The organism is Colwellia sp. E2M01 (assembly GCF_018860585.1).
GTDB lineage: Bacteria > Pseudomonadota > Gammaproteobacteria > Enterobacterales > Alteromonadaceae > Colwellia.
Genome location: NZ_JAHKPR010000030.1, coordinates 152,768 through 178,473 on the forward strand (window position 1 = coordinate 152,768; position 25,706 = coordinate 178,473).

The 25,706-nt window shown below is 35.7% G+C and carries 17 protein-coding genes; 12 read left to right on the forward strand and 5 right to left on the reverse strand.

Features of this window, described 5'->3' with window-relative positions:
* The first annotated feature begins 102 nt into the window (after positions 1-102).
* Complete coding sequence (locus KO502_RS07315) at positions 103-915, forward strand: TIGR02594 family protein (protein ID WP_216021919.1); 813 nt, start codon at positions 103-105, stop codon at positions 913-915.
* Positions 915-1,394 carry a hypothetical protein gene (locus KO502_RS07320; protein WP_216021920.1) on the forward strand — a complete coding sequence of 160 codons (480 nt, stop codon included), beginning with the start codon at positions 915-917 and terminating at the stop codon, positions 1,392-1,394. Before KO502_RS07315 ends, KO502_RS07320 begins: the two co-directional genes overlap by 1 nt.
* Before the next feature lie 304 nt (positions 1,395-1,698).
* On the opposite strand, the gene asnB is transcribed toward KO502_RS07320, so the two are convergent.
* The 3 genes from asnB to nhaD form a co-directional block, all read right to left on the reverse strand.
* Positions 1,699-3,363 (reverse strand): asparagine synthase B, encoded by a 1,665-nt coding sequence (gene asnB / locus KO502_RS07325; RefSeq protein WP_216021921.1) that lies wholly within the window; start codon positions 3,361-3,363, stop codon positions 1,699-1,701.
* 331 nt (positions 3,364-3,694) lie between these two features.
* On the reverse strand, positions 3,695-4,609 hold the full coding sequence (locus KO502_RS07330) for a dienelactone hydrolase family protein (protein WP_216021922.1): 915 nt from the start codon (positions 4,607-4,609) through the stop codon (positions 3,695-3,697).
* 218 nt (positions 4,610-4,827) lie between these two features.
* The gene (nhaD, locus tag KO502_RS07335; protein WP_216021923.1) at positions 4,828-6,072 is read right to left on the reverse strand and encodes a sodium:proton antiporter NhaD; all 1,245 of its coding nucleotides are present in this window, start codon (positions 6,070-6,072) and stop codon (positions 4,828-4,830) included.
* A gap of 723 nt (positions 6,073-6,795) precedes the next feature.
* Here nhaD and KO502_RS07340 point away from each other — a divergent pair.
* From KO502_RS07340 to KO502_RS07385, 10 genes are all read left to right on the forward strand, one after another.
* The gene (locus KO502_RS07340; protein ID WP_216021924.1) at positions 6,796-7,056 is read left to right on the forward strand and encodes a DUF5062 family protein; all 261 of its coding nucleotides are present in this window, start codon (positions 6,796-6,798) and stop codon (positions 7,054-7,056) included.
* 208 nt (positions 7,057-7,264) lie between these two features.
* Positions 7,265-8,323, forward strand: coding sequence for a 3-deoxy-7-phosphoheptulonate synthase AroG (gene aroG, locus KO502_RS07345; RefSeq protein ID WP_216021925.1), 1,059 nt, complete (start codon positions 7,265-7,267; stop codon positions 8,321-8,323).
* Positions 8,324-8,435: 112 nt separating this feature from the next.
* A complete protein-coding gene (locus KO502_RS07350; protein WP_216021926.1) occupies positions 8,436-9,581 on the forward strand; it encodes a MoxR family ATPase in 1,146 nt (381 codons plus the stop codon).
* A gap of 76 nt (positions 9,582-9,657) precedes the next feature.
* A complete protein-coding gene (locus KO502_RS07355) occupies positions 9,658-10,728 on the forward strand; it encodes a DUF58 domain-containing protein (protein ID WP_252730599.1) in 1,071 nt (356 codons plus the stop codon).
* Positions 10,725-12,953 (forward strand): DUF3488 and transglutaminase-like domain-containing protein, encoded by a 2,229-nt coding sequence (locus KO502_RS07360; protein WP_252730601.1) that lies wholly within the window; start codon positions 10,725-10,727, stop codon positions 12,951-12,953. The genes KO502_RS07355 and KO502_RS07360 overlap by 4 nt, the downstream gene beginning before the upstream one ends.
* Before the next feature lie 406 nt (positions 12,954-13,359).
* On the forward strand, positions 13,360-13,716 hold the full coding sequence (locus KO502_RS07365; protein WP_216021927.1) for a hypothetical protein: 357 nt from the start codon (positions 13,360-13,362) through the stop codon (positions 13,714-13,716).
* A 336-nt stretch (positions 13,717-14,052) separates the two neighbouring features.
* Entirely contained in the window at positions 14,053-17,589 is a 3,537-nt protein-coding gene (gene recC, locus KO502_RS07370; RefSeq protein WP_216021928.1) for an exodeoxyribonuclease V subunit gamma, read from the forward strand.
* Positions 17,589-21,458, forward strand: a complete 3,870-nt coding sequence (gene recB, locus KO502_RS07375; protein ID WP_216021929.1) for an exodeoxyribonuclease V subunit beta — start codon at positions 17,589-17,591, stop codon at positions 21,456-21,458. Before recC ends, recB begins: the two co-directional genes overlap by 1 nt.
* A 1-nt stretch (position 21,459) precedes the next feature.
* Positions 21,460-23,649: an exodeoxyribonuclease V subunit alpha gene (gene recD / locus KO502_RS07380; RefSeq protein WP_216021930.1), complete on the forward strand. Its 2,190-nt coding sequence runs from the start codon at positions 21,460-21,462 to the stop codon at positions 23,647-23,649.
* Positions 23,650-23,822: 173 nt separating this feature from the next.
* Positions 23,823-24,386: a DUF3087 family protein gene (locus KO502_RS07385; protein ID WP_216021931.1), complete on the forward strand. Its 564-nt coding sequence runs from the start codon at positions 23,823-23,825 to the stop codon at positions 24,384-24,386.
* 144 nt (positions 24,387-24,530) lie between these two features.
* Here the strand turns inward: KO502_RS07385 and infA are convergent, their stop codons facing one another.
* Together infA and KO502_RS07395 are read right to left on the reverse strand one after the other, a co-directional pair.
* On the reverse strand, positions 24,531-24,749 hold the full coding sequence (gene infA, locus KO502_RS07390) for a translation initiation factor IF-1 (RefSeq protein ID WP_011043571.1): 219 nt from the start codon (positions 24,747-24,749) through the stop codon (positions 24,531-24,533).
* Between the two features lie 154 nt (positions 24,750-24,903).
* Positions 24,904-25,644, reverse strand: coding sequence for an arginyltransferase (locus tag KO502_RS07395; RefSeq protein ID WP_216021932.1), 741 nt, complete (start codon positions 25,642-25,644; stop codon positions 24,904-24,906).
* Positions 25,645-25,706 lie beyond the last annotated feature (62 nt).

Consider the following 25,706-nt stretch of genomic DNA (forward strand, 5'->3'; position numbering starts at 1 on the left):
ATGATTTATAAAAAAACGGAGCAGGTTTGATAAGAAATGCCTGACAGTTAAAACATACCATTAAACGGCAATGTAAACTTTAATCAAGAAAAGGAAATCACGATGTCAACACTGAAAATCACCCAATCCGTCGGGCTTGGCGGAATCAATAAACCTAACGATGTTAAAGCCGTGCAAACCGCTTTAAACTCACTGTTAACATTGATACCACCAACAGAAAAAATAAAAGTTGACGGGCAGTTAAATACACGTATAGAAAACTCTAAAACTATAGCGGCAATTAAACTGTTTCAAAGTAAAGTGCTTGGTCAATTACGTCCTGATGGCAGAATAGATTCTAACGGGCGTACGCATCGTAAAATCAACGAGAAACTTGAACATCTAGCTGTTAGGAAAGAGGCTATTTTAAAAATGCCTGCAACTTATGCCGTATGGATGAAAACAGCGATTAATGAACTGGGCGAAAGCGAAGTCTCTGGTACAAAAGCGAATCCTCGAATTTTATCCTATTTTAAGGCGTCTAAATTCTGGGGGAAGGATGATTCAGGTGGAGTAAACGCATGGTGTGGCTCTTTTGTTTCTTGGGTTATGAAACAACATCATTATGAGCCAGTTAAAAATGCCTTTAGAGCGAAAGAATGGGCAACATTTGGTAAAGAAATAGATAAACCACTTTACGGTGCTATTGGTATAAAAACCAGAAAAGGGGGCGGACATGTAGCCTTTGTAGTTGGTCAAAGTGCTGATGGTAATTCGCTTTTTATGTTAGGCGGCAATCAAAGTAATAGTGTAAACGTGACAAAATATAGTAAAGACGTATGGGCAACATTTGTTGTCCCTGCTGACTTTGATGAGTCGTGCGAAACGTTACCTATTTACACGAAAAAGGCCTTGATGGCAGGAAGTGAAGAATAATGAAAAATACCACGTTAGTATTACTTTTATTATCATGTTTTTCATGCTCATCTATAGCGACGACAACTGTCGCTGCAAAAAATATAACTACAGCAACAGATGCTACAAACATGGAACTTGAAGGTTTTAAAGAGGCAATTAAGCATGTGCATTATCTTGCTAAAGCAACAATTACAGACGTTGAAATCATTAAAGAAGATGATGAAACCGATAAACATGTTTATTCTGCAGAAGTATTAGCAACCTATAGAGGCACGGAGCAGAAAATAATTAACTATGAAATGTTTGTTGAAAAAGGTGAAGAAGCGGTTGTAGATAATACTCCTATTTATATTGCTTTATGTATTGATAAGCAAGGCGCTTATTATTGGCCTGGAACCGGCTCGCAATTTACAGTCAGTGAAGCTATTAATATATGGCTAACTGAAAATAAAAATATAGTACGTGATATGCATACAACAGGTAACTGGTGTAACTAGAACGGTAATTAAAAATTAAGTGCAATAAGACCAGCTATTGATGCGAAATTTGCCTTGCTTATTTTATCAAGGTACTTAAAGAAACTATCAAATTAGAGTGCAAGCTAAAATGATATTGTAAATTATTTCAATAGGTTAAAGGGATATTGAACTGAGTTCAGATTAGGTGCTTTCACTTTAGCTGTTCAATGGTTGTTGTAACTATTTAACTTGTTATTTCAAATACAAAAAAACCAGTAGTTTCACTACTGGTTTTTTATTTATGCTACCAATTTACCTGCATTACTAATGTAGGTAAATAATATTAGTAACTTTCGTTATGTACGCTTAATACTGCACGACCAGAAGGATCTGCATTATCTTTAAAGCTTGCATCCCAAGCTAACGCTTCTTCTGTACTACAAGCAACAGATTTGCCACCAATAACACAATCAGCAGCCGTTGCTAATGGGTATTTTTCTTCAAAGATTGTACGGTAGTAATAACCTTCTTTGTTATCAGGTGTATTAACTGGGAAACGAATATGTGCATTTTCAAGCTGTTGATCAGTAACTAAAGATTCAACATGCGCTTTTAAGCCGTCAATCCAAGAGTAGCCAACACCATCAGAGAACTGTTCTTTTTGGCGCCATAAAATTTCTTTTGGTAAGTAACCTTCAAACGATTCACGTAAAATAGCTTTTTCCATTTTACCGTTACCACACATTTTATCGGCTGGGTTGATGCGCATTGCAACGTCCATGAAGTTTTTGTCTAAGAACGGAACACGAGCTTCAATACCCCAAGCAGACATTGATTTGTTTGCACGTAAACAGTCAAACTTGTGTAAACGATCTAACTTACGTAACAATTCTTCATGAAATTCTTGCGCGTTTGGTGCTTTGTGGAAGTATAAGTAACCACCAAAAATTTCATCAGCACCTTCACCAGAAAGTACCATTTTAATACCCATAGCTTTAATTTTACGCGCCATTAAGTACATTGGAGTAGATGCACGAATAGTCGTTACATCGTAAGTTTCTAAGTGATAGATAACTTCTTTAAGTGCATCAATACCTTCTTGCTCGGTAAAAATAACACTGTGATGTGTTGTACCAATGCTGTCAGCAACGGTTTGCGCCGCTACTAAATCTGGAGAGCCAGCTAAACCACACGCGAACGAGTGAACTTTAGGCCACCAAGCTTCAGCTAAGTCGTTATCTTCAACACGACGTGCTGCAAACTTTTGGGTAATAGCAGAAATTAATGATGAATCTAAACCACCTGATAATAATACACCGTAAGGTACATCAGTCATTAAGTGACTTTTTACTGATTCTTCTAACGCTTCACGAATTTTAGTCGTGCTAGTCGTGTTGTCTTTAATTGCCGCGTAATCTTGCCAGTTACGTTTGTAGTATTTAGTTACTTTACCAACACGACTATCTAAGATATGTCCTGGAGGAAATTCTTCAACTGTTTTACAAATAGGCATTAAGGCTTTCATTTCTGAAGCAACGTAAAAGTTACCTTCTGCATCATAACCAGTGTACAGAGGAATAATACCAATATGGTCACGGGCGATAAGATAGCTGTTGTCTTTTGAATTATATAAACAAAAAGCGAACATACCTTGTAGTTTATCTACAAAGTCAGCACCGAATTCTTCATATAAAGGTAAAATAACTTCACAATCTGATGCAGTTTTAAAGTCGTAATCAACGTTTAAGTTTTCAGCTAATGCTTTGTGGTTATAAATTTCACCATTTACCGCTAAAACGTTAGTTTCATCGTTGTTGTATAATGGTTGAGCGCCGTGCTCAGTATCAACAATTGATAAACGTTCATGAACTAAAATTGCGTGGTCATTACTGTAAATACCTGACCAATCTGGGCCACGGTGACGTAAAAGACGAGAATATTCTAACGCTTGAGGACGAAGTGCATCAGCACCTGTTTTTATATCTAATATACCAAAGATCGAACACATTGAAGCGCTACTCCTTTAATTATTGTTTGAATCGAATTGTGAGTTGAAAAGTTATTGTGACTTAAAAAGGTGAATAAATTTTCAGAATGCGTACATTGACACGTTGACCGAAAAAATCAAGGATTAAGTGAGTTTTTTGCAGGATAATACAATAAAATCTTATAAATTAGTTAATTTGAATTAAGTTGATAAAAAATGGCGAGGATAAATCATTTTCGGCCATAGTATTATTTGGCCGTTAGAAGCATTTATTGAGTACTCATTTATTGCTAATAGTCATGTGAAGTACTACTAGCAATAAATAATAAATATAATTATTTAGTGAATAAAATTAGCCTAAATGTTTATTGAAAAAAGCTAATGTTCTGCTCCACGCTAGCTCCGCGTTGTCTTTATCATAACGGCCAGTCGAGTCGTTATGAAAACCGTGTTTAGCATTTTTGTACATATACATTTGATACGGTACTTTATAAGCAATTAAGTCTTCTTCATAATCAGGCCACGCTTTATTTACCCGATCATCAAGTTCACCAAGCTGTATCATTAATGGCGCTTTAATATTTTTTCTTAACTCTTTTACTGCCGCAGTACCATAAAAAGGTGCGCCCGCATTAATTAAAGTAGAATCTACAGCTGCTAAGTAGTTAACAATATAACCACCAAAACAGAAACCAACAGCGCCTAATTTGCCATTACTCTTTTCGTGTGATTTTAAGTATTTAGCTGCAGCGACAAAATCTTGTTGTATTTTGGATTTATCCATACTTTTTTGCATGGCTTTGCCTTCATCATCATTACCCGGGTAACCACCTAACGGATATAAAGCATCGGGCGCAAAAGCAATAAAACCTGCTTTAGCTAATCTACGGGCAACATCTTTAATATAAGGATTAAGACCACGGTTTTCATGAACGACTAAAACCACAGGCAGCTTTCCTGCCTTGTTTGTTGGTGTTACCAAATAACCTTGGCCTTTACCATAACCTAAAGGGGAGTCGAACGTTTCATAAGTTGCCTTAATGTCAGCATCGTTGAACGATACTTGCTCAGCTAAAGCATAATTAGGTAATAGTGCACTGGTTAATACACTCATTGAGTAACCAATAGCAACCAATGTTCCTAGTTTTTTGATGAAATCTCGACGGTCCATACCACCGTGAGCGTATTCATCGTACCAATCAAAGGCTTCTTGTGGGATATCATTTTTTAATTCATGCGATATATTTTTGGGGAGCTCTTTTGACATAGTTGCCTTCCGATGAAGTTATGTAAGTTAAAACGTTAACTCAAGAATATAGTGATTTTACAAATACGCAAACATAATTATTTAACGAGTAAATGGAACTACTAAGGTAATTGCTCAGTAATATTGAAGTACAAAAAACGCAGTAACTTATTTAATTAAGTGGCTGCGTTTTATTTAATGCTTAAAGTAATGCGTTAGTGTTAATTACTTTATGAATTTTAAGTAAGTGCCCAATTAGCCGCAAAATAGACACAAATATAACCTACCGTATAAGCGATAGCTAAGTAGAAAATATTTTGTAAATAACTAATAAAGTTCAGCTCTTTTATTTTACTCATTGCAATGATACCTGCTGCAGAGCCAATAACTAAGATTGAACCACCAACACCGGCAGCATAGGTTAATGTAAGCCATTCGGTTACTTGCATTTCAACCCCAGACTTTAATAAAGCAGCAGTTAAAGGTACGTTGTCTATAAGTGATGACATAAAGCCGACAACATAATTAACGCCAATAGCAGGAAAGTATTGGTACATTTCAGTAAAGCCGTCTAATACGCCAATTACCTTTAAAATACCAACCAGTAATAAAACCCCTAGAAAGAAAAGCAAGGCATCAAATTCCACTTCACGCACATAGTTTAAAACATCTGTATTGTTTTTATTAGGCAATAATTTAGCTACTAAAAACATAACCGACAAGCCAAACAAAAAGCTTAATACGGGCGGAATTTTAAATAATACGTTAGCGAGTAAAGTACCTGAAATAGTAAAAACAAAAATCATGGCGATAATAATGTCAGACTTTTCAATTTTAATGCGTGTTTGTGCAAGTGTTACCTTGCCTTTTAACTTTAACGATAAAAGGCTCGCTAAGGTTAATACCCCTATAAAAGAAGGAACAACTAATAAAAGTAAGTTTGAAATTGTCACTTTGTCTTCTAGGAAAATCATTAACGTGGTTACATCACCCGTTATTAGTGAGACACCGCCGCTGTTTACTGAAAATATAATTAGGGTTGCATATTTTAAACGCTTTTTAACTTCTAGTTGTAAGTTCATTACCACAGTTATAGCAACCAGTGTTGCGGTAACGTTATCGGCAAAAGATGAGAACACAAAGGCAAATATAGCGATAACAAACATTAAACCGCGCTCAGAAATACTATGTGGCAAAATACGTTGTACAAGAGCTGAAATAAAGCCTTTGCTATTTAAGTAGGCTACAAAAGTCATGGCAGACATAAGAAAGAGCCAAAGTGTGGCTATTTCTAAAAGGTTTTCATTTAATTCATGGGTAATTTCACTGGGATGGCTATTATTTATTGGAAATATAAAAGCTAGGATCCAACAAAGTGTACCAAAAAACAACGTGGTTTTAGCTTTGTTGATGTGGATGATGTCCTCAGTAATTATCATCAAAAAGCTGATGATTACGAGTACAAGAATAACGGTATTAATCATAATTATGGACTACTAGTTAGCATGCGAGACTAGACTAACTATATTGTTTAGTCAGTAATTAAAGTCTCAGTATTAAAACGAGATTTACCTATAGATATACTTGATAACATTTAGTTGATAAAGGTTATCTGTAAATAAGTAAATAGTAAGGGTTATGCTGGGAGAACGTAGGGAGGGTCTCTATTACACAAACTAAATTTAATCGGTGTTTTAGAAGGTATGAAGTGATAAGCAATTAAATCGTGTGCAAAATACACTTTATTAACAATAACAAACTCTGTGCAGGAAATAACAGGCTCGTGAGTATGTTCAACCTCAAGTTGACCATAAACACCAATGTTTGCCTGAATTTCAGACGAGCAGACTTGTGCGTAACTTGCACTAGAAAAGCAAAAGCATATTAAAAAGTAAGGTAAAGCCAGTAACTTATTAAACGTCATCTTAAAGGGGAGAAGTTATGCACGTAATAGGCGTCAATTATATACGTAACTGGTTTGCAAATAAATGTAAAACTGTAATATCAGTAATGTAATGGGCTGTTACTAAATTAAGATGGGTATTAAGAGCTAATGATTAGCTTGTTTCCGTTCAAAGCAAGTCATATTTATTTAAACGTGGACATAGCCGTTATTGATAATTAGTTAAGCCGGTGTTTATGCTTGTTTTTTATTTGTCTTTATTGCATGGTATTGCCAATAAAGACTAAAAAAAGGTTAACACTCAATGAAAAAATTAAAAAATGAAGCTGAGTTACTTAAAAAAGCAATATTAATTGCAGAAAAATATGCCGTTAATCGAGGTTATAAAAATTTTGATCCTACCAATTCAGCTAAAGACAAAGTTGAAAGCTTGTATCGTTTATTAGTGAACGACAAACTTATTCAACCATTAGCAATTGACAATGAAGATCAACCAAACATGAAACATAAACTTGCGCTTTGGATTGCTAAACAATTACCTGAAGGGCATGCATTACTTAAATAAGCTGAAATAGGGCTCTCTTTAGGGTATTTATTCTATAAACGAGCCAGTATCAGCAATTATTCATGGTATTCAATCTTTAAGACTGGTAAATTAATGTCCAAAATTTTAGTTATAAATTAATTAGCTTTTAGTAATAGTTTTAAACCATAAAATTAGTTATCTATTTAAAGCAATTAAAAGTTATAAAACCGTAGTCGAGAGTCGAAATATGTACAAAACTGATGATGTACGCATCAATAATTTAAAAGATTTACTGCCTCCAATAGCATTATTGGAAAGATTTCCTGCATCAGAGCAAGCTACTGAATCAGTGGTTGCAGGTAGAACAGCTATTCATAACATCCTTGAAAGTAAAGATGATCGCTTATTAGTGGTTATTGGTCCTTGCTCTATACATGATCCAAAAGCCGCACTTGAATATGCTAATCGATTAGTAAAACTACGTGAAAAATATAAAGATAGTCTTGAAGTTGTTATGCGCGTTTACTTTGAAAAACCACGTACAACAGTTGGTTGGAAAGGGCTAATTAACGACCCTTATATGGATAATAGCTTTCAATTAAACGATGGTTTACGTTTAGGTCGTAAGTTATTAGTAGATATTAACGATTTAGGTTTACCTACCGCAGGTGAATTTTTAGATATGATAACGCCACAATACATGGCTGATCTTATGTGTTGGGGCGCAATTGGCGCTCGTACTACAGAATCACAAGTTCACCGTGAAATGGCTTCGGGTCTTTCATGTCCAGTTGGTTTTAAAAATGGCACAGACGGCACAGTTAAAGTAGCAATTGATGCAATTGGCTCAGCAGCAGCATCACATCACTTTTTATCAGTAACTAAGTTTGGTCATGCAGCAATCGTTGAAACAACAGGTAACAGTGATTGTCATATTATTTTACGTGGCGGTAAAACCACTAATTTTGATAGTGAGAGTGTGAGAGAGGTTACCGATCAATTAACAGCAGGTGGTTTAAACACCAAAGTGATGATTGATTTTAGTCACGGTAACTCAAAGAAGAAATTTGAAAACCAAATGCTTGTTTCTAGCGATGTAAGTGAACAAATAGGTGCAGGTAACGATAACATCTTTGGTGTTATGGTAGAAAGTCACTTAGTTGAAGGTAATCAAGGTCTTGTTGATGGTAAAGCTGAAGTTTACGGTAAAAGTATTACTGATGCTTGTATTGGTTGGGATGATACTGAAACCTTATTAAGCCAATTAAATGATGCTGTAATTAAACGTCGTCAAACTAACAGCTAGTTTATAATACGATTATCTTGTGATCTATTACAAGGGAGTTGGCTAATCATTCCCTTTGATCGCAATTCATGATAAAACGTCTACTTGATTCTTAATAAGTAGACGTTTTTTTATGCCGCAAACGCCACCTTTTTCTCCGTCGATAAACACATCGATTGAAGCTACCGCTTCTTCACAACAATTGTCTTCAGCCAATAATTTAACTGATAAAGTACAAGCTAGCCAAACGGCTATCAGTGCAATTTTAACCAAGGTTGAAAGTGTGGTGTTAGGTAAACCTAAAGAGTGTCGATTAGCACTGGCTTGTATACTCGCGCAAGGGCACTTACTCATTGAAGATTTACCTGGTATGGGGAAAACCACACTATCTCATGTGTTAGCAGTAACGTTAGGCTTAAGTTATCAACGAAGCCAATTTACTAATGATTTATTACCTGCGGATGTTTTAGGTTTTTCAATATTTGATAAAGCAACAAACCGCTTTGAGTTACACAAAGGACCTATTTTTAATCAGGTAGTACTTGCTGATGAAATTAACCGCGCTAGTCCTAAAACACAAAGTGCATTACTTGAAGCGATGGCTGAGCATAGAGTGAGTATTGATGGCGAAACCCATGAATTACCAACACCATTTTTTGTTATTGCCACACAAAACCCGCTTTTTCATGCGGGTACTTATCCTTTACCCGAATCGCAACTTGATCGCTTTATGATGCGCTTATCGTTAGGTTTTCCGGATTTAAAAGCAGAAAAGAAAATATTATTAAGCTCCACACAGCGCACCAATCAAAAATTGAATACAGAAGAGTTTATTAGTGAATCATCAGCGTTAAAGCATAACAATAACGAGCATGACGCTGTTATTTCGCCAGATGAATTGATGACTATGCAAGAAGCTGTATCACAAATATCGGTTTCAAATGATGTGCTTGAATATATAATAGCCTTATGCCAAGTAAGCCGACGTGCTTATGTTAATACTGAAAATACTTATCAAAGTGAAGCACAGTCAGATATTAGCTGTAAACCATTATCACCACGGGCATCTAAAGCAATATTACAAGCGGCAAAGGCCATGGCATTTATTGATAATCGTGATTATGTTTTGCCTGACGATGTACAAAGCGTATTTTATGTTGTTTGTCAGCACCGTTTAGAAATGCAGCCAAGTCAACAGTTTGGTAGTAGTAATGCATCAAGTGTTGCTAACAAAATACTAAGTAGTGTTGATGTGTTAAATCCTCTCGGTCATGTTTAAGCCTAACTATATTGAAAACAATTATGTTTAAAAAACTATGCTTAAAACGTCTATGTTTAAAACGTCTATGTTTAAAATGACTATGCCTAAAATGTTTAGATTTAATTTAACAGATCTTATCCCTAAGCCCGTGAGCAATTTTTTACATAAAAAATTTGAATATTGGTTAGCTAAACGTATCCCTAGCCAAAAGTCGCATCAACTTAATAGCCGTAACATTATGATTTACCCAAGCCGTTTTGGTTTATCGTATTTAGCTTTTGTGGTCTTAGTGTTTTTATTGGGAACTAATTATCAAAATAATATTATTTTGTTGTTTAGTTATTTATTGGCAAGTTTATTCATCAGCATAATGCTACATAGTTTTTATAATTTTTCAAAATTACGTTTTCAAAGTAACCCTGTGCAGCAAGGTTTTGCGGAGGATACATTATATTTCCCCATTAATGTTACGGCTGATAAGACCCATTTTGATATTAATGTTCACTTCACTAATAAAAGCCTTAATAGTCCTATTGAGAAATGTGTACCGTGTTGCCAAGGCACACAAACCATCAACCTTACGTATAAACCGCCTAAACGCGGTAAATATAAACTTGGCAGAGTAACGGTATTTAGTGAATATTCATTAGGATTGTTTAAAAGTAAAAGTGTATTAGATTTTGGTCATTGTGCCATTGTGTACCCTAAGGCTAAAAGTTTAGTAACTGGGCAATATCAACTTCCAGCACAAGCCGAGCAAGCTAATGTAGACAGTTTTCAAACAACTAATTTACCCGGTACAGATGACTTTTCTGAATTAAAAAAATTTGTTAGAGGTGAATCAAAGTCAAGAACAGCATGGAAGTTACTTGCGAAAGGGCAAGGCCATTACTCAAAGCATTATCAAGGTAGCCAGGGGAGTTTGCAGTGGTTAACTTTGGCTGACATGCCGAGTAATAATCTGGAAACAAAACTCCGTTATTTGAGTTTTCTTATTGGCGAATTTACTGCCACTAATCAAACCTTCGGCTTAGCGCTGTCGAGTCAAGCGACCAGCAATAACTTGCAAGAGAACACAGAGCAATTAAATAAAATGATGATATCGCCAAATACAGGGATTGAACATCAAATAGCTTGTTTAACGGCATTGGCTTTATATTCATGATGGCTAATAAGAAAGTACAATCGCGGTTTAATGCGAAAACTAAAACTACAAGTAAAAAAAATGCTAAAGCCGCGGATAGCACTGATACTTTGTTAAAAAATAAGTTTTGTTTAAACAACAAGCATGCTTGGTTGCTTTGGCTTTGCCAATGTTTAAATATTGGCATGATAGCCGTTGAATTAAGTACTTGGATGCTATCAGTTATTACCTTATCTTTACTATGGCAGGCGATTTTACTCAACAAAAAACAAAACTTAGATAAAAATAAGGCGTTGGCTAGTGGCCTGTTTTCTAAAAGTAAACTTGCAACTATCGCTTTGGGCTTATTCGCATTACTTGGCTGTATTGCCATTGCCTTAACAGCAAGACAAGTTGGTTTACTGATCAGTATGTTGCACTTGCTTTGCTTTTCGTATGCACTAAAAGCCTTTGAAATAAAAGCACGTGGCGATTTTTATCAGTTAATCTTATTAGGTATCTTCGTTTTAGCCTCGTCGCTTATCTTTAAACAAGATTTAGCCTTTTCGCTATTAACAATCGTTTTATTAATTATTAATTTAGCGGTACTACTGCAGTATTTTTCAATTGAAAAACGCTTTGTTAGCGATATTAAAGTGATTGTTATTTTACTTGGGCAGAGTACTGTTTTAGCTGTAGTACTTTTTTTAGTTTTTCCAAGGCTATCGCCTTTTTGGCAAATGCCTACCAACAAATCGGCGGAAACAGGCTTGTCAGACTCGGTTAAACCGGGTGATATTGCTAATTTAACTCGCTCAACAAAGCTGGCATTTCGTGCTGATTTTGATCAACAAGAGTTACCCGCATATTCAACACTTTATTGGCGAGCTATGGTGTTAGAAGATTATGACGGCAAACAATGGACTCGTAATAAATCAAAAGACAAAACGGCTACTAGTTTAGATTTAAATGAAGAAATAATATATAACCAAGATACATCTTCATTATCGCCACTTAACTATGAAATAACCGTAGCGCCAAGTTTTCAAAAATATTTGTTTGCTTTAGCGCCAGCGGTTTTAGTTAATGAAAATCAGCAGTCAACAGAGACTCTTAATATTAAAGCGAAAGATGATTACACCTTTATGAGTAAAAAGGTCATTACCCAAGCAAAGTCTTATCAACTTAATAGTTATTTGTGGTTACCTTTATCTTTGGAGCTATCAGCTGAGAGTAAACAGCGTAATTTAGCTTATCCAAAAGGAAGTAACCCTAAATTAGAGCAATTAGCGATAACCTTAAAAAATGATTATCAAAAGCCGAAAGCACGCGCACAAGCGGTACTTAATATTATTAACCAACAAGGTTATGCATATACATTACAGCCACCACTTTTAAGTGATAATAGCCTAGATCAGTTCTTTTTCGATACAAAATCCGGTTTTTGTGTCCATTATGCCAGTAGTTTTACCTTTATTATGCGTGCTGCTGGTATTCCAGCACGTATGGTTACCGGTTATTTAGGAGGGGAATATAATGGCAGCACTGATCAAGAATCAGGAGTTAAAACAGGTCATTTAAGCATTTATCAATATGACGCCCACGCTTGGTCTGAAATATGGGTAGAAGATAAAGGTTGGATAAGAATTGATCCAACAGGAGCGGTTGATCCAGAACGAGTAAACTCTGGTTGGTCAAATGAGTTATTGCAACAGCAATCATCGTTGAACAATGATTTGCTTAGTTTGTATCAAGTTAAGAACATAGAATGGTTGAACACTTTACGCTTACAGTTTGATGCTCTTGATTACCAATGGACACGCTGGGTTATTGGATTTACAGCAGAACGACAATATGACTTATTAAAAAGTTGGTTTGGTAACATGGCCTCGTGGAAGTTGGCGCTGATTATTGCCGTTTCGTTAGTTGTTAGTATGCTAATACTGTTGTTATTACTGCATTTTATTAATAGGACAAAAACAAAGTCGCAAAATGTCGCTTTGTGGCAAATATTGTATAACCAAGCATTAAATAGATTAGCAAAGCAGGGTATAGATAAACCAATTTCGATGACAGTGAATGATTTTGCCAAACATATTAGAGAGCAATATCCAGAGCTTGCTATTAGCTTCACCCGCCTTACGGTTAGTTATAATATGCTTTGTTATAAAGACTTGAGTGTTGAGCAAAAAGGCAAACAAATAAGTTTGATGAAGCAACAATATAAAGACTTTAAACAGACCTTAAACTCAAATAATAAAAGTTAATCACGTGAGTGAAATTCACATAACGCGCTAAATAAAACACATATTATCAAATAGTTAGTTGTGTTAATACGTCTGAATTTTTATCTTTGGCAAGCATGTACTTTATAACATGCTAACTTTAGCGATGGTTTTAGTTATAAATATAATAAAAAATATTGTTTAATATTTATCATAAAATTGAAACATTTAACCTTTATTCTCTGCTTTTATATAAATTAATAGCTTGTTGAAAACATAAATTTTGGCTAAGTTTATATATAGTACTTTCAAGTTTTACTTTTCTTTTGATGGCTAAATTCATTACAGAGATCTGTTCAATTTTGCCCAATAGTGAAGTTTAAACATTAAACTTTTAGCTATAAATATAACTATATTTTAGTCATGATATTAGCTCAGGAGTACCGCTATGCCACATATACCAAAAGATTATGAGAATGTTTTTGATCACCTTGACCATGGACAAATTAATAAAACGGTTATATTAGTGTCAACGCTTAGTTACTTAACTTTAATTGGTTGGATAGCAGCCATGGTGATTAACGGTAAGCACAATTCAACATTAGTAAGTTTTCATTTACGCCAATCTATCGGTTTAATTATTACCGGCGCTTTTCTTACCTTAATCCCTTTAGTAGGCTGGGCACTTAACTTAGGTATTATTATCGCTTGGGTAATGGGGTTATATTCAGCTACCCAAGGGCAAGAATATAAAGTACCTTTAGTCGGTAAATTCTATCAAAAACACTTAATATTTATTAAATAGCTCACTACCTTTAGAACTAACGATATTTTTGACGTATAAATATTACGTAAAAAATATCGTTCTTTTTTATTTAAAAACCTACCACTTATCTTGTCACCTTATGGCTATCATCATGCTGTAAAAAACGTTATCTATTGTCAATCTAATGAGCACTTATTTATCTGAATTCAGACTGTTTTAAATGAATTGTTTGGTTATTATACGCAATTAAAATTAGCTGACATTTTACTAGTGTTCGGTAGTGCCATGTGGTTAAATTTGTGTTTGTTTTTATGATTGATTTTGTACGATAAAAACAACCGCAATTTAACTTACCTTACTTAATGGGCCGCCATCTTGATTTACCTTTATCCCGCGAACAAAATGGAAAATTTGTTATTGCTTCTTAACAAGATTTCAGCGCTTTCTCCACTCGGCGTATTCAATCAAGAAGTTATTGTTGTACAAAATGCTGGTATGCAACATTGGTTAAACTTAGCGATTGCGAAAGAACGTGGAATTAGTATGAATATGCGTTACGCGTTACCTGCTCAATTTTTGTGGAAGCTAATACGTTCGCTAGCTAGCGATGATAAGGTGCCAGATCAGTCTCCTTATTCAAGAGAGGTGCTTTGCTGGCGTATTTATGCGATTTTAGGGAAAAAATCAGTAGTTACAGATGATGATTTTAGTCAGGCTACACACTATTGGCGTGGTGATAAACCAAACGAAATTGAGACTGAAACAATAAATATTAAAGGTAAACACGCACAATTAAAACGTTATCAATTAGCCACACAATTAGCCGATTTATACGAGCAGTATTTGATTTTTAGACCACAATGGCTTGACAGTTGGCAACAGGGAAAATTCGATCTTGATGGCTTAGAAAACATCGCGACCAGTGAACATAAATGGCAAGGTAAACTATGGCAATTATTAATCACTGAATTACCTTATAACCCCGTTGAATTAATGCAAGATGCAATTGCGAATATTGAGTCTAAAAAAGAGCTTATTCCTTCAAGAATTAGCTTTTTTGGTTTAAACACCATGGCTCCTATGTGGTTAGATTTTATTAATGCACTGAGTGAGCACGTTGAAGTCCATTTTTTCCATCTAAATCCATGTTTTTCTTATTGGGGCGATATTGTTACCCAAAAAAGCGCTTTAAGTCAGGCCTTATTAAATGCTAAAGGTAAGCTCTCTCAGTGGGCCGATGGTGTAGACGATGTACAAAGTTTTGTCGGTAATTCGTTATTAGCCAACTTAGGTCAACAAGGGCGTGAGTTTATGTCTATGTTGCAAGAATACAGCACCATAGACATAGAGTTATTTGAACAAGCGAAAAATTCACAAACAGAAGGTGAAACACCTGAGAGCATTTTACATCAAATACAAAACGATATTTTGTCACTTACCGATGCAAGCATTAGCAGGGCTGATGACTTAGTTGATAACGCTGCAAGTAAAAAACACCTGCAAGATGACTCCATTGTTTTTACTAGCTGCCATAGTGCGTTGCGTGAAGTACAAGCATTACATGATTATTTATTACATCAATTTAATCAGGATAAAAATTTAACACCAAAAGATATTTTGGTGATGTGTCCGCAAATTGAAGAGTACGCCCCTTACGTAAATGCAGTATTTGCACGTGGTTGGCAAGACATTACAGGTGAAGTGCCGCCATTACCTTGTTCAATAGCTGATCGTAGTGCGAAAGATAGCGACCCGCTTGTTGCTGCTTTTACAGAATTGTTAATGCTGCCTGATAGTCGATTTGGCGTATCGCAATTGTTAGCTTTTTTACGCTTACCGGCAATGGCCAGTCAATTTAACATTAACGGCGAAGACCTTGTTAAAATTTCAGCTTGGTTAGAACAAGCGACCGTACATTGGGGGCTAGACTTAACTCATAAACAATCATTGTTAGGTGATAAAGCTACCGCTTCATTTACTTGGCAACAAGGTTTATCGCGTTTATTACGAGGCTTCGCTTTTGCCGATAGTGAACATATCTATCAGGATCAACTTTTATTAAGCCATGTTGAAGGCAGCGATGCTATTTTACTCGGCCAATTAATGCTCTTTATTGAACAGTTACAATATTTTAGTAATAACTTACAGAAGTCCCGTACCGCCGCGCAATGGCAAGTTTTCTTACTCGATCAACTAAACAGTTTATTTAGCCGCGTTGATACCGACAACGTTAGTTATGAAAATAGTTTAATGGTCATAGAACAAGCTATTTCAGGCTTAGTTGAGCATTGTCATAGTGCTCTTTTTGAAGATGATATTTCGCTATTAATTGTGCTTGATTATTTAACACAACACTTTAGTCAAGGCGATGCCAGTAAACAGTTTATGGTAGGGCAAGTTACTTTTTGCTCTATGCTGCCTATGCGAAGTATTCCTTTTAAGGTTATTGCAGTTCTTGGTTTAAATGATGGTGAGTTTCCACGACAGCGCCAACCGTTAGGCTTTGACTTAATGCAATTGTCTAAGGCCAAGTTAGGCGATAGATCACGCCGGGGCGATGATAGATACTTATTTCTTGAAGCGATAATTTCGGCAAGAAACTCACTCTATTTGAGCTACCAAGGACGCAACATTAAAAACAACAGTGAAAAACAGCCGTCATTAGTGGTTAAAGAATTAATGGAATATTTAACACAAGGTTATGGTTGGGACTTTACACAAGACAGTACATATCAATTACCCATGCAAGCTTTTAGTGAGCATAACTATCACGGTAAATGGGCAAGTTTTGATGCGAATTGGCTAGCCTTAGGGCAACGTACCAATGAAGAAAGTGCTAATGAAAAAATCGCCGATATAGACGGTATTAAGGAAAGTTTGATTGTTTCGCAATCAACAGATGAATTAAATACTCAAAGCATCAACCTGTCGTGTCAGCAATTAATTCGCTTTTATCAGCATCCTGCCAAAGTATTTGCGCAACAGCAACTGAACTTATATTTTGAAAATAATAATATACTGCTTGAAGATGTTGAGCCTTTTGAGGTGAATCGTTTAGAAAGTTACTTATTAAGACAAGATTTTCTTAATACGAGTTTGAGTGCTGTATCTAATAGTGAATTTACTGAAGAGCAAGTTAAACAATACTTAAACCAAGCGAAGACAAGGGCACAGTTATCAGGAAAATTCCCTGACTTACCAACCACGGCTAAATTATTTAATGAATATCTAGAGGATGCACAACATTTCAGTGAAGAAATTACTCAGCAGTATTGTGATAATCCTGAAATCATCGCATGCCAACTCTCGCTGAATGTTGATGGCGTTGAAGTGATTTTAACTACGCAGTTATCAGTAAAAAATAACTTACTTGTGCATTACCGTAGCTCAAGTGCAAAAGCGAAAGACAAATTTACTCTCTATTTACAGCAACTAGTACTACAAGTGTGGCAAGATCAAATGCTTCCACAACAAGATTGTGAAAGTACAGAGAAGTTAAAGCAAGTCACGCACAGTATCGGCTTTTATTTTAATACTCAATCGCAAAAAGTAGAGCAATTTACTGTAACAACGATTCCTGATGCGAAAGCAAAACTCCAAAATCTCATCAAGTTTTTCTTTAAAGGGCAACAACAAGCCTTATTGTTAAATGGTGAACTGGCAGAAAAAGTGTTTACTAAGTCTCGCGGTCAACTAATAGAAATGAATCAAGCACGTTTTGAAGAGTTTTGGTTAGGTAATATGAATACTCGCGGTTTAGGAGAAGATGATTATCTTAATTATTTTTGGCCACAATGCCCACAGTATTGCGATTATCAAGCCGATATCGAGTTAATCTATCAAGATTTATACGCGTTAGTGACAAAGGTCGAAGCTAAAAAAGGCGCTAAAGCCAAGCAGGGAGCTAAATAATGACTGAAGCATTTACAACACCTGACAACGAAATAACCTTAAAAAACCTTGATGCGACAACTATTCCATTACAAGGTAAACACCTTATTGAAGCCAGTGCTGGTACAGGTAAAACCTATAATATCACGCGTATTTATCTGCGTTTATTACTTGAACGAGAGTTAACGGTCGAACAAATACTACTAATGACTTTCACCAAAGATGCAACCCAAGAACTTCGTGGCCGCATTGATGCTTTTATTCGCTTAGCATTAAACAACTGGGATAGCTTGTGTGCCGAAGATCCTTATTTTGCAACAATCAATGAACGAGTAGAAAAAACTCAACGAGAGTTTTTACTCAAGCGGGCACTATTATTTTTAGATGAAGCTGCTATTTTCACCATTCATGGTTTTTGTCAGCGAGTATTAAATCAATATGCTTTCACTAGTGGTTTGCCGTTTAATGCCAATATGGCCGCTAACTCTTCTGAAATTACTTTACAAGTTTGCCAAGATTGGTATCGCAGCTTAGCCAAAGCAGATCAAAATAGCTTTATGTTAATTGCTCAATTTTGGTCAACACCGAATAGTTTTTTATCAAGCTTTGGTAAAGCGATTAGTCACACGAGTGAATTGTCGGTGATTGATGCAGCAAATGTTGAAGCTGAATTTATCCATCTAGTACGTCAAGCATCACTTGCTTTAACAAACAACAGTACGCTTATAGAAAACGCCTTGATATTAGTTAAAAAAGGCGCAGATCAAGAGTTAAGGCGTAGCGAATTAGCGCAGTTAACGGCTTGGCTTGATCGTATTGTTAATGAAGAAGTTTCATTGCTTGAAGTAGGAAAAAATAATGAAAAAATGCCTGACAGTTTTATTGATGGTAGGCGCTATGGGCGCTCTAAATTTAAAGTTGAATTAGTTGAAGCATTATCACCTGTTATTGCAGTGAAAGAGCAAGTTAAGACTATAGCCGATAAAATCAACAAAGCTAAAGCTTACGCCATCGTTAAATCGGGTATTTATGCTATTCGTCAAAAAGTGATAGAACAAAAACAAGCGCTTAATATTTTAGATTTTGATGATTTAATTAACACTTTAGCTGATTGCCTTAACGCAAGTAAGGATAATAGCGGCTTAATTGAAGATGTGAGTTTTGCTAAAGATATTGCTTTTACTAGTGACAACGCAACTCTGTTAGCGAAACAATTATTACTACAATATCCCGTGGCGTTAATTGATGAGTTTCAAGATACCGATCCAAAACAATTTGGTATTTTACAAAATATTTATTATGGCAAAAGTGCCGAACAAGCCAATGCAGGCTTGTTTTTAATTGGCGATCCTAAACAAGCTATTTATGGCTTTCGCGGTGGTGATATCTTTGCTTATCTTAATGCTCGTAGCGGTTGTGACTATCATTGGCTGATGGACACTAATTGGCGGTCAACACCTGAAATGATTGCTGGTTATAACCAACTGTTTTCCTATAAAGGGGCTGATGAAACTATTTCAGTTTCAGCAACGAACAGGAAGAACTCTGAGAGTGTATTTGGCTTTGGTATTCCATACTCACCGGTTCTTTCAGGTAAAGGTTTAGCAGGTGAAGAATCTGCAAATACAGAATTGGTTGATGAGAGCTCTAACACGGTTGATGTTAGTGATGACAACAACAAAGCATTACAGTTTATCCATTTTAGTAATGAAGACGAAAGCCAAACGGGCAAAGTAAAACAAAACAGCCGCCCAGTACTTGCACAGTGGTGTGCTAACGAAATAACGAGCTTACTCAGTGTTAATCAACAAACAGGACAAGCGTTAGCTAAACCGAAAGACATTGCTATTTTAGTGAGAGATGGCGCAGAAGCGCGAGATATAAAAGATGCCCTACAACAAGCTGGGCTTGATAGTGTGTTTTTGTCTGATCGCGCAAACTTATTTCACTCTGTTCAGGCAAAACAATTATTGTGTTTATTGAAGGGTATTTTATTGCCTGAAAACGAACGAGTTTTTGTTGCTGCCTTGTCTTGCGGCTTATTAGGTTACGATGCCAACAAATTGTATCAATTACAACAAGATGAAATAGCCTACCAAAGTGTAAAATTTACTTTTGTTGATTATCGCAAGCAATGGCAACGACAAGGTTTTATTACTATGGCTATTAACTTACTACACAATTTAGTTAAAGTGCCAGAAAGTAATCTACAAACTAGTCGACAAGGTAGTAAAGATCGTAGTTTAACCAATATTTTACACCTGTTTGAAATATTACAAGCGGCAAGTGTCCGTTTAAGTCAGGGGCAAGAATTACTGCATTGGTTTGAGCAACAATGTCATCTTGAAACAAACGAGGTAGAAGCGGAATTACGTTTAGAAAGTGATGGCGACCTTATTCGCTTAATCACTCAACATGGCTCTAAAGGACTTGAATACCCGTATGTATTTATTCCGTTTGCTTGTCGGCAAAAAGATCCCTTAAAATTTGGCGGTAAATCGGTTAACTATCTTGAGTATCATGATAAAAACGGAAACTTATGCTTGAGTTTAGATGGCTCAACGCAGGCTAAAGAAGCCATGCGTGATGAAGCCTATGCCGAAAGTATTCGTTTATTGTATGTAGCGGTAACTCGAGCTGAACAACGCTGTTATATATTGTGCTGTGGCTTTGAGAACTATCATTTATCACCACTAGGTCAAACTTTACAGCTACAAGAAGAAGACAATTTGACCATAGCACTACAAACACTCAAAGCCAGTGCAGAGCATGCTATCGGCATTCGTGAAGTATCACTTGATAAAGATAATTTGGCAGATGAAATATTAGCCCACTCAGGTATTGAATTAGCGGATGCCGCTATAACAGTACCAACAGTTAGCCAATTTAACGGCAATATTGAACGTGATTGGTGGTTAAGCTCATTTACCGCATTGAGTCGAAATATTCGACATGCCGGAGTTTCAAATCCTGATAGGGATAGTGATTCTGTTAAGCTAACCTCAACAGAATCCAATCCAATAGATGATGCTAGTGCCGACAATATTTGTTTTAAACTTGCTAAAGGCGCACATACCGGTAACTTATTGCATGATATTTTAGAACATACCGATTTTTGTCAACCCGATTGGCAAGTTGCTTTTGAACAACCCTTAGTAAAATATGGCGCGTTAATTAGCAGTAGTAGCGATAGTAAAGCTAAGGTTTTTACCGCTGATGATTTAGCGCATTGGCTAACACAAGTGATCAATACACCATTAACTATTAGTCATGTAGATAAAGATAATAACGAGTTAAATGACACTCCTGCAATACTTGCTAAATTACCGCTAAATAAAACATTACGCGAAAGTGAATTTTATTTTCCGATGGAAGGAGGGCAAGGGACAAGTGCTTTAGCTAAATTGCTAACCGATCATCGAAATAATAATTTAAGAGGTAGTGTTAATAGCCAACAGAAATATCCGGTAAGCTTGCCAAGTTATAAAAAGCTATCAGGTATGATGCATGGTTTTATTGATTTGATTTTTGAATACCAAGGTAAATATTATCTTTGTGACTATAAATCGAATCATTTAGGCGATAACTTTAGCGATTATCAGTTTGGTGCTTTACTCGATAACGTCGAAAAGAATTATTATGACTTACAATACCTTATTTATGCGTTAGCCTTGCATCGATATTTACAACAAAATTTACAAGGTTATGATGTAAATAAAAATTTTGGCGGCGTGTATTATTTATATTTACGCGGCATGAAAAATACATCACAACACCAAGGCTGTGGTGTTTATTATCGAGACATTAGCGAGAAAGAAATTAATCAGCTAGATGATATATTTTCGGCTAAGTATTCAGTAAGCCCTGAAATAAAAGCAGAGGAGGCTTAGTATGCGCAAATCAATTTACAGCCATTTTAATGAAGCTAACTCGACTATTGCTGGTATTGAAGCTATCGATTATTTTTTTGCTAAAGAAGTGCTAACTTCTTTAGCAAGTGCTTTTACAGAAAATACTCAACAAATTGAACCTATCGAACAAATTGAATCTAGCGAAATAAGTGAGCAAGTTACAGCAGATAAATACGCTAATTTATATCATTTATTTTTAGCGTTAAGCGCGAGTTTACGTGCTGGTCATAGTTGCTTACCTTTGTCTGATGTTGCAGGTCAACACTGGGGTAAAAGCTATACTTCTGTGCCTAAAGCTAGCGCTACAGCATTAAATGATCAGAGTAACGCTGTGGTGAATGAAGATGAATCAGTAAATTACGAGCTGAGTCATGTTGGTTTTGTTTTTGCCTCATTGGCTTGTTTTCAAAAGTGGTTAAACGAATTACCTCTGCAAGTAGCAGATCAGCAGCTCATTATTTTTGATAATGACAAGTTATATATGCGTCGTTATTTTCAATTTGAACAAACGTTAGCGCAAAGTATTAAAACGCGTTTAATAGCGCCGTGCCGATATAGTGATGATGATATTCGTGCATGTATTAACGAACTGTTTCCTGATGACTCACAAAATAACGACAATGAGGTTGACTGGCAAAAAATTGCGGTCGCGAATGCCATTAATAAAAACTTTAGTGTTATTGCCGGCGGACCAGGAACTGGTAAAACTTACACAGTAACTAAATTATTAGCGGCATTAGTAAAACTTGAACAAGAAAATAAAGCAGAACAAATTAAGCAACCTGAGCAAGGTAAACAAACAACATCAGCATTAAATATCGCGCTTGTTGCCCCCACTGGTAAAGCAGCACAGCGCTTATCCGAATCTATCCTTGATGCTATTAATGGCTTTAAAGACTTTATAGATGAGAGAATACTTTCTGATATTCCTAGCCAAGCACAAACCATTCATCGTCTATTAGGGGTTATTCCTAATTCGCCTAACTTTAGGCACGATGAACATAATCAATTATCGTACGATATTGTTTTAATTGATGAAGTGTCTATGGTGGACTTACCCTTAATGACTCGAGTATTTCGTGCTTTAAAGGAGTCAACCAAGGTAATATTACTCGGTGATGCCGATCAACTTCCGTCGGTGGCGGCAGGTAGCGTATTAGCAGATATAGCACCACGTCCACATAGCGGTTACAGCGAAGAAAATCAACATTATTTAGCTGATGTTTGTCAGTTAAATACCATGCAGCAACAAGCTTTAAGCTCAATTAAAACAAAGTATACTCTGTTGAATCAAACTGATTATTTAACCTTTTTAATTAAATCTCGTCGTTTTGATGGTAAAGGCGGTATTGGTTTGATCGCTTCTGCGGTGATTAAAGGAGATGCTAAAAATAGTTGGCAGTTACTTAATAATATGCAAGCAGATACTACCGAGCCATCTCAAGCTGAAACTCTAGTTCCCGAAAAGCAATTAGTGCTTGCAGAAGGAGCGCTTGAGCACTGGTTAGCACCTTTAGTAAAAGAGTACTTTCAACCTATAGCCAGTTACCATGATGTCAAAGCAGCTTTTACTTTATTGTCAAAATTTAGAGTTTTGTGCGCAACACGACAAGGTGATTATGGGGTAGAGCAACTTAATGAAACTATTAAGGCTTATTTAGGTCAAAGTACGCCATTTCATTTGCAAAGCTCGCAAGGGCAAAATGGGCAAAGTATGCTTTATCACGGTTTGCCTATTATGATAAATCAAAATGACTATCGCTTAGGTCTGTATAATGGTGATATCGGCTTAATTTGGCATATTGAAGATACTAATGGTATTAAACACTTAATGGCTTGTTTTGAAGATGCATCGGCGACTGATGGTATTAGGAAAATATTACCGTCGCGTTTACCCCAGTACGAAAGTGTTTATGCCATGACTATACACAAGACTCAGGGCAGTGAATTTTCACATGTTGCTATGGTACTTTCACAAACAGAAAGTGAATCTCAAAATAGCGGCGTAAGTAGCTCTGCAATAAATGCTAGCCAATTGTTATCACGTGAATTACTTTACACTGGAATTACTCGCGCCAAAAAACAATTAACAATAGCAACTACTCAAGCGGTGTGGAGGCAAGGGGTTATAGGACAAGTAAAACGTCATTCAGGTTTATCACTTGAGTAATAGCATACAGTTTTAAATATTAGATAACTAATAGGAATTGTTGGTAGATTATTGTTGGTAGGTAATAAGTCAAACCATTAACAATAATTTAAATTATCATATTATTAACGTAAGTTTTTAACATGATTTTTTAATATAAATAAAGAAAGTAGACTAAGGATTTTAGTAAACACATGCAATTAATAGAGATAGACAAAGCACGTTACAGAAAACATTTGAACATTGTTATTATTGGCTTTATTAGCTCATTACTGATTTTGTCGCTTGGTTTTGGTACCTTGCTGAACAGTGTTTTTTCTAACGTTGATGAGCTTAATGCGTTAGCAAAAACAGCAAGTGAGGTTGCTGGCACTTCATTTGAGCCAGAAACTAATTTTAAATATAACTTATTAGGGGTAATTTTAGCGTTACTTGCGAATGCAGCTATTTTGCATGCGTTAAAAAGCAGTGCGTTTTTTAAAGAAGTTTATTATGTTTGGCAGATAAAACAGTTACAAAATTTAATTTACCGTAAAATTAGCGCAATTAAATTAGCTGCAAGTAAAGGCGAAGAATCAGCTTTACTTATTTTATCGTTTTATTATCAAAGTCAGTTACAAGTTTATCAACTAGATGATAATACGATTACCTTAGATATGACGGTTAATGAATTACAAAGTGTTAACGATAGTATCGCCGAGCATGGCTTAGATTTAAACACTAAACAATTTGAAAAGAGTTTGTTATCAAAGTATTAGTGACTTATTAAAGCTAATATAAAACAATAAAAAACCAGCATTCTTTAAAAGAGATGCTGGTTTTTTTAATTGGTTTGGCTTGTTTAATTTATCAATCGTTTATCAATAAATGAATAAAGAAAAGTCGCCTAAATTTTTACTGGCTTATCTAGCGCGGAAGATAATGCGACCTTTTGATAAGTCGTACGGTGTTAATTCAACCGTTACTTTATCGCCAGTTAAAATACGAATGTAGTTTTTACGCATTTTACCCGAAATATGTGCAGTCACAACGTGACCATTCTCAAGTTCTACGCGGAACATAGTGTTAGGTAAGGTATCTAAAACCGTACCTTGCATTTCAATATTTTCTTCTTTCGCCATGGGGCGCTAAACCTCTAATGTTGTGCAAATTAGCCAATAAATATCTCGTTATTGAGTAATATTATGTGGCAGATAAAAAAGCTGCGCGAATGATGCCTAATTGCTTGCCTAAAGTAAAGGCTTGAGGCTATTTATTTAGCAATTTAGCGTTGAATTAACTCGAAATCTTAGTATTTAGCTGCCATTTTCCATTTATAAACCGCTCAAATGGGAAATATCTGTTTTTATAATTCATCTTTTGACAGTCATCAATTTGATAACCTAAATACAAATAAGGTAGCGCCATTTCTTGGCATTTTTTCAATTGTGTTAAAATTGAAAATACACCTAAACCATTAGCTTTGTAGTCAGGATGGTAAAAAGTATATACCGCAGATAAGCCATTACTTAATACATCGGTTACCGCAACACAGATTAATAAATCCTCATCAAGATCATTATCTTGAGAGGCAGGTAACCATGTTTCAATAAACATTTGTTCTGTTAAGTCACAACTTAAAAAACTTTCAAACTGTTGAAATGAAGCAGGGTACATACTGCCGTCACTATGTAAGGTATTAATGTAGTTTTCAAATAAGGGGTAGTAACTGTCTTTTAGTGAGGCTGATTGCTTGATTATAAAGTGGCTATTACGTTTTTGCGCACGCTTTTGACTTTTTGACGGGGTAAATTCATCCGTTATTACACGAATTGATTGGCAAGCATTACAAGTATTACATTGTGGGCGATAACTTTGAGAGCCACTGCGACGAAAGCCTTGGGTCATTAACCAAGCATAACTCTCACTATTGTGTAAGCGTTCATCTACAGCAATTAACAAACGCTCTTTTTTATCGGCTAGATAATTACAAGGGAACTCTTTGGTTAAACCTAAGGTATATGAAGTGTCGTTCATTAAATACTACCTGTTAATATAAAGTGCAGCTATAGTTGAGTAAGTGAAAAATAATTTACTCT

What these genes read in the sequence shown, in the direction of transcription:
- KO502_RS07315 (WP_216021919.1), top strand. Translation starts at nt 103, where the DNA reads ATGTCAACACTGAAAATCACCCAATCCGTCGGGCTTGGCGGAATCAAT.
- KO502_RS07320 (WP_216021920.1), top strand. Translation starts at nt 915, where the DNA reads ATGAAAAATACCACGTTAGTATTACTTTTATTATCATGTTTTTCATGC.
- asnB (WP_216021921.1), bottom strand. Translation starts at nt 3,363, where the DNA reads ATGTGTTCGATCTTTGGTATATTAGATATAAAAACAGGTGCTGATGCA.
- KO502_RS07330 (WP_216021922.1), bottom strand. Translation starts at nt 4,609, where the DNA reads ATGTCAAAAGAGCTCCCCAAAAATATATCGCATGAATTAAAAAATGAT.
- nhaD (WP_216021923.1), bottom strand. Translation starts at nt 6,072, where the DNA reads ATGATTAATACCGTTATTCTTGTACTCGTAATCATCAGCTTTTTGATG.
- KO502_RS07340 (WP_216021924.1), top strand. Translation starts at nt 6,796, where the DNA reads ATGAAAAAATTAAAAAATGAAGCTGAGTTACTTAAAAAAGCAATATTA.
- aroG (WP_216021925.1), top strand. Translation starts at nt 7,265, where the DNA reads ATGTACAAAACTGATGATGTACGCATCAATAATTTAAAAGATTTACTG.
- KO502_RS07350 (WP_216021926.1), top strand. Translation starts at nt 8,436, where the DNA reads ATGCCGCAAACGCCACCTTTTTCTCCGTCGATAAACACATCGATTGAA.
- KO502_RS07355 (WP_252730599.1), top strand. Translation starts at nt 9,658, where the DNA reads ATGACTATGCCTAAAATGTTTAGATTTAATTTAACAGATCTTATCCCT.
- KO502_RS07360 (WP_252730601.1), top strand. Translation starts at nt 10,725, where the DNA reads ATGATGGCTAATAAGAAAGTACAATCGCGGTTTAATGCGAAAACTAAA.
- KO502_RS07365 (WP_216021927.1), top strand. Translation starts at nt 13,360, where the DNA reads ATGCCACATATACCAAAAGATTATGAGAATGTTTTTGATCACCTTGAC.
- recB (WP_216021929.1), top strand. Translation starts at nt 17,589, where the DNA reads ATGACTGAAGCATTTACAACACCTGACAACGAAATAACCTTAAAAAAC.
- recD (WP_216021930.1), top strand. Translation starts at nt 21,460, where the DNA reads ATGCGCAAATCAATTTACAGCCATTTTAATGAAGCTAACTCGACTATT.
- KO502_RS07385 (WP_216021931.1), top strand. Translation starts at nt 23,823, where the DNA reads ATGCAATTAATAGAGATAGACAAAGCACGTTACAGAAAACATTTGAAC.
- infA (WP_011043571.1), bottom strand. Translation starts at nt 24,749, where the DNA reads ATGGCGAAAGAAGAAAATATTGAAATGCAAGGTACGGTTTTAGATACC.
- KO502_RS07395 (WP_216021932.1), bottom strand. Translation starts at nt 25,644, where the DNA reads ATGAACGACACTTCATATACCTTAGGTTTAACCAAAGAGTTCCCTTGT.